The organism is Rheinheimera sp. B2H12, assembly GCF_059620065.1.
The window spans coordinates 344137-358874 of the sequence record NZ_CM184363.1 but is presented as its reverse complement, the minus strand read 5'-3'; the positions used below and the strand labels follow the sequence as shown (position 1 = coordinate 358874).

General features: G+C 54.7%; 2 protein-coding genes and 1 pseudogene. All 3 read right to left on the bottom strand.

The annotated features are described in order from the left end of the window. Window positions 1-160 precede the first annotated feature (160 nt). Window positions 161-1660: pseudogene (locus AC53GJ_RS01705) on the bottom strand (condensation domain-containing protein); the annotation flags it as partial. Beyond that, window positions 1654-11448, bottom strand: coding sequence for an amino acid adenylation domain-containing protein (locus AC53GJ_RS01700; RefSeq protein ID WP_496730804.1), 9795 nt, complete (start codon window positions 11446-11448; stop codon window positions 1654-1656). The gene AC53GJ_RS01700 and the pseudogene AC53GJ_RS01705, both read right to left, overlap by 7 nt. Beyond that, entirely contained in the window at window positions 11445-14735 is a 3291-nt protein-coding gene (locus AC53GJ_RS01695; protein ID WP_496730803.1) for a type I polyketide synthase, read from the bottom strand. The genes AC53GJ_RS01700 and AC53GJ_RS01695 overlap by 4 nt, the downstream gene beginning before the upstream one ends. Window positions 14736-14738 lie beyond the last annotated feature (3 nt).

Sequence of the window (14738 nt, the reverse complement as noted above, 5' to 3'; positions counted from 1 at the left end):
CCACCGCCACCGCGGCCGGCGTCTGCGCCACTTGCTGCTCAAACAGCTGCTGAATGCACAACTCCGCCGGATACGCCACCGCCGTCTCATTCCAGCGCTCCAGCTCCGCCACTTCAGATGCATCCAGTAACGCCAACCCATGCACTGATTGCTCTGGCGCTGCTAAGGCTGCACTGACCAGCCGGTTAAAATGCACCGCCATCCGCTGAATACTCGCCGCACTAAACAACTCAGTGCTGTACTCCCAGCTCAGTAACAGCTCCTGGTCTGTTTCCGCCACATTCAGCGTCAAATCAAACTTCGCACTGCGCCACTCATCTTCCAGCGCCGTTAACTGCAAACCCGGTAACGAAAGCTCCGCCGTTTCATTGTTCTGCAGTACCAGCATCACCTGAAATAACGGATGATGACTCAGACTCCGCTCCACCTGCAGCACTTCCACCAGCTTCTCAAACGGCACCTGCTGATGGGCATACGCGCCCAGACAGGTCTCCCGGCTCTGCCGCACTAAATCCTGCACACTCGCCTGCGCATCCACCCGGCTTCTGAGCACCAGCGTATTGACAAAGAAACCGATTAACCCTGCCACTTCCGCCTGCTCCCGGTTCGCCACCGGACTGCCCAGCACAATCTCCGTTTCATTGCTGTACCGCGCCAGCAACGCACTGAACAGCGCATGCAAGCCCATAAATAACGTCGCACCTTCGGCCTGACATAGCTGCTTCAACTGCGCTGTCACCGCTGCGTCCAGCACTGTCTGCACGCTGCCGCCGGCAAAACTCTGCTGCTTCGGTCGGGCATAGTCCAGCGGTAAACTGTGCAGCACCGGCACATCCGCCAGTTGCTGTTGCCAGTAATCCAGTTGCTGCGCCAGTACCTCACCCTGCAGATAATCGCGCTGCCAGCGCGCATAATCGCTGTATTGCACCGGTAACGGCGCCAGCCCGGCACCAGCACCTGTCACCGCAGCCTGATACAACTGTGCAAACTCACGTGTGAGAATGGCCATCGACCAGCCATCCGACGCAATATGGTGCATATTCGCCACCAGCACATGCTGCTGCTCGCTTTGTTTAATCAGGCTGGCACGCAGCATCAGATCCCGGCTTAAATCAAACGGCTGCGCCAGCATGGACCCCACCAGCGCCTGCACGGCAGACTGCTGCGCCGCCCCTGTCAGCGTCGACACATCTTCCACTGCTAGTTGGATCACCGCATCTGCCTGTACCTGCTGGTACGGCTCACCGGCGCTGTCTTGCAGGAAGACGGTGCGCAGCACCGCATGCCGCGCCACTATCTGCTGCAATGCACTGTGCGCCGCCGTCAAATCCAGCTGGCCCTGCAACTGCAGCACCACCGGCATATGATAATGGCTGCTGCCGCCATCGATTTGATCCAGCAGCCACAACCTTTGCTGCGCAAACGACAACGGCAAAGGCCCTTGCTGGCCGGTCGCCACTATCGCTGGCAGCAGCGATGGCGTGATATCAGCAGCACCTGTCAACGCCTGCAGCAGCGCAACTTTGTGCAGGCGGATCTCTGCAGCAATCTCAGCGGTCATACTGCCTGCGGGAGCTTTGGTTTTTAATTTGCCATCTTCGACAAATACAGCAATACCCTTGGTATTCAGCTGTTGAATAAACTGATGAATACTCACCATTCCATTTCCTCTAGTTGCGCTGTATTTATTATATTTTTATTATTTTTCATAATGATCTGCTCATCGATAAGCCGAGCTTGCTGCTGTAGTACCGTTAAGCTGAAGAACTCCCTTAATGGGATCTCAAGCGCGAACTTCTGCCGGATAGCCGTCACTAACCGGGTCAGCAGTAGCGAATGTCCACCCAATAAAAAGAAATCGTCGTGCAGACCAACCTGGGGCAACTGCAACAAATGCTGCCATAGCTGCGCCAATTGCTGCTCAGTTTCTGTTTCAGGAGCAACAAAGCGCTGTTGCAACGACGAAAAATCGGCAGCAGGCAAAGCTTTACGATCAATTTTTCCATTCGGGGTGAGCGGGAATTGCGCCAGTTTCATCAGCAAAGCGGGTACCATAAAAGGCGGTAATTCGGTCATTAACTGTGCTCTGAGCTGTTCCGCCTCGCTATCAGCAGCCGAACTGCGGTAATAAGCCAGCAAAAACAGATTGCCGCTTGGATCGGGCTGAGCGAGGACCAGAGCCTCTTCGACAGCAGGTAATCGCATCAGACAAGCTTCTATCTCATTCAGCTCGACCCTGAAACCACGGATTTTGACCTGGAAGTCATTGCGGCCTAAATACTCGATCTGACCATCCGCTAAGCGGCGCACCAAATCACCAGTTTTATACATCAATGGACTGCTGCAACCCGACTCAGCACGGTAGAACGGATTCGGCACAAAACGATCCGCCGTTAAATCAGGCCGATTCAGATACCCTGCCGCCAGACCTGCCCCAGTCAGACACAATTCACCGGCAACACCAACCGGACATAACTGGCCTGCTGCACTCATCACTAGTAAACAGGTATTCGGCAAAGCCTTACCGATACTGGCAGGGTTCTGCTGACACACGGTTTTCAGTGAAGCATTCACCGAAAACTCGGTGGGTCCATAAGCGTTCATCAGCACAGGTAAAGGCTGAGGCCGGCGGAACCAGTCAGCAATAGCCGACGGGTGTAATTTTTCCCCACCAACACTAATATGACGAACACAAGCCGGTATTGCAGCTTGTGGATCCCACACCAGCTCATGCCAGAAGGCGGTGGGCAAATTCAGCATCGTCACCTGATATTGTGCGCAATAGCGCCAGAAATCAGCCGCCGACGTCAGCCAGTCGGGTCCACGCAGCACCAAGGTACAGCCATTACATAAAGCGCCAAAAATTTCTTCCACTGACATATCAAAGCTGGCGGGGGCAAATTGCAGGATCCGGTCCTGCCGGTTTAACTGATACACCTCAGCCAGTGTACTCACCAGATTCACCAGACCCCGGTGTGGTACCATCACTCCTTTCGGTTTCCCGGTCGAACCTGAGGTATACATCACATAGGCCAGTGATTCTGCGCACTCTGATGACACCGGTAATGGTGTTACCGGGTATTGTGTCAGTTGCTGGAGCAAGGTTTCAGACTTCAGTGACAACAATGACAATGCTGGGTCGGCAAATACCGGATGCACCTCTGCATCGGTCAGGATCAACTGTAAAGCAGAATCATCCCGCATGTACTGCAAGCGGTCCGACGGATAGTCCGGATCCAGCGGTACATAAGCACCACCGGTTTTTAAGATCGCAAGCATGGCAATCATCTGCGCAATCGACCGTTCCATGCTTACACCAACCAGCATCCCGGCCGCAACGCCATAGCATTGCTGCAGGTAATGCGCCAGTTGGTTGGATTGCTGCTCCAGTTCCAGGTACGTCAGTTGTTGATTGGCGGCGATCAGAGCAACCTGCTCAGGTTGTTGCTGCTGACACCAGCCAAACATCTGATGCAACGTGTCGGCCGGTCTTGGCTGGCTGCCAGACTGCAGCAGATACTGTGTCTCTTCCTCTGCAGTGAATAGACTGAATTGATGTACTGACCGCGTTGGCTGTTCCAGCATCTGTGATAACAGCAGTTCAAGATGTGCCGCCATTTGCACAATAGTCGCTTCAGCAAACAAATCGCGACTGTATTCCCAAACCAGTTTTAAACTGTCGCCAACTTCTGTGACATTCAGCGTCAAATCAAACTGAACATTTTTCCATTGACTGTCCAGCGCCGTTAACTGCATACCCGGTAACGAAAGCTCCGCCGTTTCATTGTTCTGCAGTACCAGCATCACCTGAAACAGTGGGCTGTGACTCAGACTGCGCTCCACCTGCAGCACTTCCACCAGCTTCTCAAACGGCACCTGCTGATGGGCATACGCACCCAGACAGGTCTCCCGGCTCTGCCGCACTAAATCCTGCACACTCGCCTGCGCATCGACCCGGCTTCTGAGCACCAGCGTATTGACAAAAAATCCGATCAGCCCTTCGACTTCTACCTGCTCCCGGTTTGCCACCGGACTACCCAGCACAATCTCCGTTTCATTGCTGTACCGCGCCAGCAACGCACTGAACAGCGCATGCAAGCCCATAAATAACGTCGCACCTTCGGCCTGACACAACTGCTTCAGCTGCGCTGTTGTTGCCGAACCTAGTTCACTCTGCACACTGCCGCCAGCAAAACTCTGCTGCTTCGGTCGGGCATGGTCCAGCGGTAAACTGTGCAACACCGGCACATCCGCCAGTTGCTGTTGCCAGTAGTCCAGTTGCTGCGCCAGCACCTCACCCTGCAGATAATCGCGCTGCCAGCGCGCATAATCGCTGTATTGCACCGGTAACGGCGCCAGCCCGGCACCAGCACCTGTCACCGCAGCCTGATACAACTGTGCAAACTCACGTGTGAGAATGGCCATCGACCAGCCATCCGACGCAATATGGTGCATATTCGCCACCAGCACATGCTGCTGCTCGCTTTGTTTAATCAGGCTGGCACGCAGCATCAGATCCCGGCTTAAATCAAACGGCTGCGCCAGCATGGACCCCACCAGCGCCTGCACGGCAGACTGTTGCGCCGCCCCTGTCAGCGTCGACACATCTTCCACTGCTAGCTGGATCACTGCATCTGCCTGCACCTGCTGATACGGCTCACCGGCGCTGTCTTGCAGGAAGATGGTGCGCAGCACCGCATGCCGCGCCACTATCTGCTGCAATGCACTGTGCGCCGCCGTCAAATCCAGCTGGCCCTGCAACTGCAGCACCACCGGCATATGATAATGGCTGCTGCCGCCATCGATTTGATCCAGCAGCCACAATCGTTGCTGCGCAAACGACAACGGCAACGGCCCTTGCTGCGAGCCTGCTGCGATGGCCGGTACCGCCTGCCCCTGTTCCGCGGCATCCAGCAGCGCCGCCTGGCCTGCCAGCTGCCCCTGTTCAAACAATTGTCGCAACGCCACAGTCACCCCCAACTGCTGCCGGATCTGGCTGGCCAGTCGCGTCAGTAATAACGAATGTCCCCCTAGGGTAAAGAAGTTATCCTGTCGGCCAACCCGCGCCACGCCCAGTAATGGCTGCCACAGCTCAGCCAGCCGCTGTTCTGTTGCGGTCGCCGGGGCCTCATACACCGCCTGCTGACCCAGCAAACCAGGGACTGGCAGCGCTTTTTTATCGACTTTGCCATTTAATGTCAAAGGTAAGGCTGGTAACACAATCACCGCATCCGGCAGCATATAAGCAGGTAATTGCCGGGACAATTGTGCCAATAATTGCTGCTGCAGCGCGGCAGAAGCAAGTGCTTCCGCTGCCGAGTCTACCACCACATAAGCCAGCAGATGCGCTTCGCCATCCTGCCCTGTGGTGATGTGCACCACTGCATCCCGCAGCAGACCCGACTGCATCAGTTGAAACTCGATTTCCCCCAGCTCAATGCGAAAACCACGTACTTTGACTTGCTCATCCAAACGCCCCAAAATTTCCAACTGACCATCCCACTGCCAGCGCGCCAGATCACCGGTACGGTACCAAATCTGCCCATCTGACAATGTCCTGAACCGCTCAGCGGTTAATGCGTCTTTATTCAGGTAACCCCGGCTGACCCCCAATCCGCCAATCCACAATTCACCTGCGACCCCAACCGGCAACAACTGTGCTGCGGATGACATCACCCGCAACTGGGTATTCGCAATTGGTTTGCCGACAGTGATCACTGCTGCGTCCGCCCTGATCTGACCGCAACATGACCATACCGTGGTTTCCGTTGGCCCATACATATTCCATAATTCCAGCGCCGGTAGCGCCAGTAAACGCTGAGCCAGTTGGACCGGCATCGGCTCGCCGCCACATAAAACCCGCAGTGGCTGCGTAGGCTGCCAGCCGGCTTCCAGCAACATTTTCCAGGTCACAGGGGTCGCTTGCATCATCCGAACCCCCTGCTGTAATAAAGCTATCAGCAAGGACGGATCCTGTTTGGCTTCTTCAGTGGCCAACACCACAGTCGCCCCGGTTAGCCAGGGCAGAAAAACTTCCAGCACATGGATATCAAAAGACAACGAAGTCAGTGCCAGCAATGACTCTCCTTGCTGTAAGCCAAGTTGCTGTTGCATTGCAAACAAGAAATTACTGGCCTGCCGATGCTCCACCAGAACGCCTTTGGGCTGGCCTGTTGAACCTGAGGTATAAATGACATATGCCGCATGCTTGCTCTGACCTGATAACGCTGGGGCAGTGAGTGGCTGCACAGACAAATTCAATTGCCCAACATCCAATAATGTAACCGCAGCTGATGCCAGCGCCTGCATCCCGGCAGGATCACACAGTACCGCCACCAGCCCGGCATCCTGGCAAATGTAGTCCAGTCGCTCCACCGGATAGGTCACATCCAGCGGTACATAAGCACCGCCAGCTTTCAGCACCGCCAGCACCGACACCAGCATGCCAATTCCTCGCTGCTGGCAAATACCCAGCCTGCTTTCAGCCGTCACAGCATGGTTTGTCAGCAGATAATGTGCCAGTTGACTCGCTTGTGCGTCCAGCTCGGCATAACTGAGCTGAGCTGCACCACAAACTACAGCCACGGCAGCTGGCGTACGTGCCGCCTGTGCAGCAACCAGTTGGTGAAGACTGACATCCACCGGGTAAGCCACTGTGGTATCGTTCCAATGTTCCAACCAGTGCAATTCACTCAACGGTAACAGCGGACACGACTGCAGCAGGACCTCTTCGTCCTGCGCAAACAACTGCAGACACTGCTCCAGCACCGTCTGCACCATTGCCTGGACCCGAACAGCCGCGACCCCTTGCGTCTGAACATTCAGCGCAAAGCAATGCTGCGGCCCCAAATCATCCACAGCCAAGGCAAAGGGGTAATTCGACTGATCAGCGGGTAATAGCAACGCGAGTCCATGGCTGGCTAACTGCTCTGTCACCACTTCAGTGTGGCGATAATTCAGCATCGCACTGAATAAGGGCACATTCGGTGGCACAGCACTACAAGCCTGCGCTTCTGCTAGTGACACCTGCTCCAGCGACATCAGTTGACGTAAGAATAATTCGGTTTTTTGCAACAACTGGCGCAGTGACTGGTCGGCGACACGGCATCTGAGTGGCAGCGTGTTAATCATCAGACCGGCCATCCGACCTATTCCTTCATACCCTGTCATCCGCCCCGACAGCACAGTACCAAACACGACATCCTCTTTGTTACTGGCCAGACTGACCACAAGTCCCCACACCACATGGAACCAGACCGCCGGGCTCAAATTCATGCTGCGGCATGCCAGGCGGATATCAGCGGATGTGGTACTGCTTAATGACCAGGCGACAATATCCTGTTTTTGACTGTTACTGCGGACATCCGCCAGAGCAAAAGGTAAGGTCGGCTCTGTTACATCCGCCAGTTCAGCGCGGAAAAAAGCTAATAAATCCTGTTGCTGCCGGCAGAACTGCATCCAGCCGATTTGGTCCCGGTATTGTGCCGCCGCCGGTAAAAGCCGTTGCTCCAGTAATGCCAGCAACTCTTGCCCCAAAATTTCTACCCCGACATGGTCAGAAATAATGTGATGCCACAACACCAGCACATAATGCTGCGCTTCCCCTTCAACGTGCCCCACCAGCACCCGGACCAGCGGTGCCTGATCGAGTGGCAGTCGCGGTGGTGCCAGCTCGAATAACTGAGCGTGGTACGCCTCATCCGAGTCAGCCGTCGTCAGTCGGACAAAAGTCGGAACAAGCGCCACTTGCCGGCACACCACCTGCACGGCCTGTTCCAGCCCCTGATAAACCAGCTGCGTCCGCAGCACATCATGCCGCTGAAAAAGCTCAGGCAATAACGCCAGCAGTTGCTGGGTCCGGCTAGCATCCTGCACTTTTAGCACTGGATGTTGCAGATAACCATCCCGCGCCTCCACATCCAGCAAGTGGTGGAACAAAAATCCTTGCTGTAACGGCGTCAGCGGATATATATCCTGAATATTGCCAACCCCACCAGGGACAGCCGCCACAATGTCTGCCAGCTCAGACTCAGTTAACTGCACCAGCGGGAACATCGACGGCGTCACAGTCAGATGCGCAGAGGTCGTCAACGTCACTGGCAACCGGAATGTTGGTTCCATCTGTGTGCTGAGTGTCGCTGCCAGTTCAGCCAGACTGGCAGTTGCGAACACCTGAGTGGCATCCAGCTTCAACTGATGTTGCTGCGCTTTGGCAACTAAATTCATGACCAGTAATGAATGACCGCCCAGGGCAAAAAAGTTATCGGTCAGACTGACAGGGCCGGATTGCAGCACCTCCTGCCAGAGTGCAGCCAACAATTGCTCGGTTGTCGTCACTGGCGCTATAAATGCCTGTTGCCGCTCTGGCATCATGGCGGCAGGTAATGCCCGCCTGTCAATTTTACCATTGGCATTTAACACAAAGGCGTCTACCGCGACCAACACGGCAGGCACCATATAAGCAGGCAACAAACGCGCGATCTGCTGCTGTAACTCGAAAGCGCAGATGTCGGTGTTGCTGCGATAATAAGCGACCAACTGGACATGCTCACGGGCATCCGGTTGCGTGATCACCAGACATTCAGCCACACCACATTGCCGCAGTGCCGCTTCGATATCACCCAGTTCAATCCGGAACCCTCTGACTTTAACCTGAAAATCATTACGGCCCAGATATTCCAGCTCACCATGCCGGCGGCGGCGAACTAAATCCCCGGTCTGATACATCAACGCCGCAGACTGCGCCGCAAAGGGATCGGGCATAAACCGCTCTGCGGTAAGCTCGACCTGTCCCAGATAACCCAGCGACAAGCAGTCACCAGCCAGATATAGTTCACCAACAGCACCATCAGGCACAGGCTGTTGTCTGGCATCCAGCACATAACAGCGGATATTCGCCAGTGGCCGGCCTATCGGTGGCAACAATGGCCAGGCGGCCGGATCGCCGCTCAGTTGCCAACTGGTCACCACATGGGTTTCAGAAGGCCCATAGTGATTCACCAACTGCAGTTCCGGTTGCGCCGAACACCAATACCGGATCGCCGGGGTCATTTTTAACTGTTCGGCCGATACCGTGATACATTGCAAGGACGGCAATAACTGTTGTTGTTGCTGCAGGTGTTCAGCCAGCATCGCCAGCATCGCATAGGGTAAATTCAGCGTATTCAGTTGATGCTGACGCACCAGCTGTGCCAGATAGGCCGGATCATACTGCCGGGAGCCATCTAACAGGACCAACTGGCCACCACCGCTTAATGTCAGAAAGATATCGGTGAAACTCATATCAAAGCCGACCGAAGCAAAATGCAGCGAACGATTGGGTCCCTGCAGCAACGGCAGATCCTGCCGCAGGCTTGCTAGATGGTTCAGTACAGCCCGGTGCGGCATTTGAATGGCTTTTGGTTGTCCGGTCGAACCTGAGGTATGCAGCAAATACACCGGATCTGCTGGCTGCCAGTCTGAAACTGCAGGTGGACATGGCTGCAGCGGCACTGATGTTTCCAGCAGCAAACGGACGTCTGTTTCGACAAAACGAGCCGCATTCTCCTGATCGGTGAGCAACAATAAAGATGGGTATTGCCGGACTATTTGTTGCAACCGTTCATCAGGTAAAGTTGGATCCAGTGGCACATAACAACAACCCGCTTTCAAAATGGCCAGCATCGTGGTGATTTGGCGGATGCCTCTGGGTAAACAAAATGCAACCAGCTGACCGGTCTGACAGTGATATTCAGTGCGCAACAACGTTGCCATTCCATTGGCTTGCTGATCAAGTTGCCGGTAACTGCATTGCTCTTCGGCACTGAGCAGCGCCAGTGCTGCTGGTTGCTGACGGGCCTGCTGTTCAAACCAGCGTTGCACGGGTTGTTCCGGCGTGGCCAGTATCGGACCGGTACTGGTCTGTAGCCATGGTGACGGTTCAGCTAACAAAGGCAGTAAGGCAACAGGCTGCTCCGGTGCCTGCAGCACCGACTGCAACAGTTGCAGATAGCTTTGCTGCAACATCAGGATGGTCTGTTCCTCAAATAACTGGCTGGCAAAGTTCCAGCAAAGCTCCAGTCCTTGTTCCTGCTCTGTCGCATACAACTCCAGCTCAAATCGGGTCAGCCCCCCATCGAAGCTGATGGGTCTGATCTGTGCCGCCGGCACGTCCAGCTCGGCAGCTTTATTATTTTGCATCACGAACAGAATTTGAAATAACGGAGTGATCCCCGGTAAACGCTCCGGTTGTAGCTGCTCAACCAGCACGTCAAATGGCATCTGCTGATGACGAAAATCATCCAGTAACGCTGTTTTATTCTGTTGTAATAAAGCCAGAAATGTCTGTTCAGGCTGCCATTGCAACCGGGTGACCAGCGTATTGACAAAAAAGCCGATTAACGGCTCCAGTTCGGGCTGATTGCGATTGGCGACCGGCACACCTATCACAACATCTTTTTGTCCACTGAGACGACCCAGCAGTAAACCAAGCAAGGTGTGCAGCAGCATAAATAAGGTCACCCCTTGCTTTACTGCCATCCGCTGTAGTGATTGTGCTAGGGCCGCCGGAATATATTGCAGCATCTGCCGACCGGTAAAACTTTGTTCCGATGGCCTGGCGCTATCCAGCGGCAACTGATGAACGCTGGGTAAATCCTGCAGCCGCTGCTGCCAGTAAGGTAACAGCGGCTGCCATTGCCGGGCTCCCTCTGGCGAGCGCTGCCAGCAGGCGAAATCTACATACTGAATGCGTAGTTCCGCCAGTTCAGTCACTGATTCACCCACTAATTGCCGGTAAAAATGGGTCAATTCCTGTGCCAGCACGGCACCAGACCAGCCATCCGAGGCCAGGTGGTGTACCACCAGCAATACCAAGGCCTGTTCGCCGGACTGGCGAAGCAGGGTTACCCGCATCAAAATATCCTGTTCCAGCCGGAAACGGTGCTGGATCCGTTGCCGTAACAAAGCGGTCAGCATCTCGTCATCGAACCCCGAAGCATCGACCACATCCAGCAGCGTCTGTTCAGTGATGTTCTCAACCGGATGAACCCATTGCCGCCCCTCCCCGTCAATCAGTCCATAACCGGTTCTGAGACTTTCATGACGAGCTACGATGCGGACAAATGCCTGCTGCAAAGCAGCTGACTCCAGTTGTCCTGTCACCTGAAACGTAAAATAGCTGTTGTAGTGACTGTCCTGTCTTGACATCTGTTCCGCCAGCCACAGCCGGTTTTGCGCAAACGACAAAGGCCAGTTGGCTTGTTGCGGCCGACCTGGTATTTGCACCGCAACGGGACTGGATGGCAAATGACGCAGGAAAGCTTTGAGTTCTTCTTTCCTTGCCATCAGGCTCTGGCGTAACTCTGCCGGGATGCCTTGTTTTGGCAACTCACAAATTAACTTGTCCTGCTCCAGTCTCAGCCGAACCTGATGCTCCCGTAGTGCTTTCAATAGCTGTTCCGCCATCATAGCTCCAGCACCTCGGCGGCTTCCGTGTTACTTGGTTGCAACAACCAGAGCCGGTTTTCCAAGAGCTCCGCCAATTCGGCTATGGTCGGGGTTTCCAGTAACTCCCGCAATGGCACCTCAAAGTCAAATTGCTTTCGCATCCGCGTGACCAAGGCTGCTGCCATCAGGCTGTGCCCCCCCACTTCAAAAAAGTTGTCGTGAATACCAACCGGGCTATATCCCAGCACTTCCTGCCATTGCTGTACCAGCAATTGCTGCAATTCTGAACCGGCCGCCACATAGGGGGCTGCGCCATGGGGTCTGCTGTGACTGGCTGCTGTCGCCAGCGACGCCGCAACAGGACTGACGGCACTGCTGCCAATGGCGGTTTGAAACTTCAATTCAGGGCCGGGACTGCGGATCTGGGCATAATCACCAACCAACTGCTGTAACTGCTGACTGAAACTCTGCTGCAACAGACCCAGTTGTTGCCAAATGTCTGCCGGCATGGTGAACCCATCGGCTCCGGCATGCAGTTCCAGCCGCAGCATCGCTTGGGCTACCGGCAGTTGCAGTTGCGCCGGATCAGTCGCGGTATCAAGGATGCAATCAGGGCGGAACGTTCTCGCCCCGGCGGGTGCCTGTTCGATCCAGTATCGTTTTGATTCAAACGGGTACGTTGGTAAACACAGTCGCAGCCTGCGCTCTGACTGATGTAAGGCGACAAAGGCCGGGGTATGCCCTGCGCCCCACAACACAGCCAGCAATTGCTGTATCTGCGCTAAAGTGTCAGCCACCTGACGCGGGTGAGGCATCGCCATGGCTGATAGCGCCTGACCGGCAGATTGAGTTCGCAACAACGAGCTCAGTGTCTGGCCCGGACCTGCTTCGATAAACAGCTGACCCGGGTTGTCGGCCAGCAGGGTACTGAGACCATCGGCAAACCGAACCGTGTGGCGCAAATGATTTGCCCAATAGGCAGCAGTCGTGACCTCGGCGCCAGCCCACTGCCCACTGAGATTCGAAATAAAGGGGATGGTTGGTGCTTGTAATGACACTCCGGCCACTATGGCACTGAACTCAGCCAGCGCCGGCTCCATCAGGCCGCTGTGGAAGGCATGAGAAGTGTGTAACACTGTGGCACTGATCTGCTGCTGTTCCAGATGCTGCTGTAACTGAGCAATCGCATCCAGGCTGCCTCCCAGCACTTGCGCCTCAGGACCATTCTGGACACAATGCCAAATCTCAGCACTGAGCAACGGCTGGATCGCCGCCACACTCAGCGGCACCGACAGCATCTGTCCAGGCTGCATCTGTTGCATCAGTTGGCCCCGTTTCACCACCAGCATCAGCGCATCTGCCAGACTGAACACCCCGGCTACACAGGCCGCGACATATTCACCGATACTGTGACCAATCAATCGATCCGGTTTAATCTGCCAACTGGCTAATAACTGCACCATGGCATAACAAGTGATAAACAATGCTGGCTGCGCATATTGAGTTTGCCTTAACAGTGCCTCGGCCTGTTGTTCCTGTTGCGGTACCGGATACAACATGTGCAGCAAATCATCCGCCAGTTGTGGCTGCACCAGTGCAATACACTGCTCCACAGCAGCACGATACACGGCTTCGGTCTGGTACAACGCCCGGCCCATGCCGATATACTGGCTACCCTGACCCGGAAACATAAAACATAACTCTCGCTGACTGGATTTCTGCTCAGTTTGTACGGTAAAACGATATTCGGTCCCAGCCAGTTTCGCCATCAGCTCCGCAACTGAACTGGCTACTGCTGCAAATTTATATTCAAAATGTCGCCGGCCAAGCTGAAGGGTATAAGCCACATCAGCCAGACAAACCGCCGGATGATGTTGTAAATAATCGAGCAGATTTTGTTTCATCGTCGCCAGCGCCGTCGCCGTTTTAGCAGACAACACAATCAACTGATGGCTACGGCCTGGTTCGGAAGCTGGTAATGCTGGTGCTTGCTCGACAATCAGATGGGCATTGGTCCCACCAATGCCAAAAGAACTGATACCGGCACGCAACACATCGCCGCCAACCGGTAACCAGGGTTTGCTTTGGGCAACGACATAAAACGGGCTGTTGGCAAAATCAATTTTCGGGTTCGGGATATCAAAATTCAGACTGGCAGGTAACGTTCGATGCTGCATCGCCAACAACGTTTTAATCATACTGGCAACCCCACCGGCGGCGACCAGATGACCGATATTGGTTTTGACGGAGCCAATTCCACAATAATTCGTGTTCTCGGTATAACGACGATAAGCGCGGGTCAGGCCGGAAACCTCAATTGGATCCCCTAGGTTGGTGCCAGTGCCATGCGCTTCAACATAGCCTATGGTGGCAGGGTCCACGGCGGCGACCTCAAGCGCTTCGGTGATACAACGGGCCTGGCCTTCCGGACTGGGTGCCGTGTAGCTGGCCTTGTCACCACCATCATTATTGATGGCCGAACCTTTCAGTACCCCAATGATCTGATCCCCGTCATTCAGCGCATCTTCCATCCGTTTTAATGCCACCAGGGCAATGCCGTTCCCGGCAACAGTACCTGCTGCTCTGGCATCAAAAGCGCGGCAATGACCATCAAAAGAACCAATGCCACCTTCCTGATAAAACAACGCATCTTCACGTGAGTTTGAAATAGTCACCCCGCCAGCGACTGCAATATCACACTGGTACGCCAGCAACGCTTCCCGCGCATAATGCACTGCCACAGCTGAAGAGGAGCATAAAGTATTGACGTTAATACTTGGACCGGTGAGCCCCAGCTTGTAACTGGCCCGGGTTGAGACGAAATCCTGCCCTGTAGCCAGTGACACCTTAAAAGTTCCAACATCCCGCACATAGTCCTGGTGAGATAATAAGTTGCGTGACAGATAAGAACTGGCTCCAGCACCACTGTAAACAGCAATCACCTGGCCCTGTTCACCGCCACCATATCCTGCGCGCTCCAGCAACTCCCAGATAACTTCCAGAAAAATCCGATGCTGAGGATCCAGTAATTCCGCTTCCCGCGGCGAAAAACCAAAAAATTCCGCATCAAATAATTCAACCCCGTCCAGCACCCCTTCCGCACCCACAAAATTTGGATTTTCCAGCAACGCCGGGTCCACCCCCGAAGCCAATAATTCCTGCCGGTTAAAAAACTTGACCGATTCGACCCCTTGTTGCAGGTTCTGCCAGAACTGCTCAACGCTGCGAGCCCCAGGAAAACGGCCGGCCATCGCAATCACAGCGATATCGTCCTGATATTGTTCTGCTAATTCTGAAATCTGTTGCATTTG

What these genes read in the sequence shown, in the direction of transcription:
- AC53GJ_RS01700 (WP_496730804.1), bottom strand. Translation starts at nt 11,448, where the DNA reads ATGATGGCGGAACAGCTATTGAAAGCACTACGGGAGCATCAGGTTCGG.
- AC53GJ_RS01695 (WP_496730803.1), bottom strand. Translation starts at nt 14,735, where the DNA reads ATGCAACAGATTTCAGAATTAGCAGAACAATATCAGGACGATATCGCT.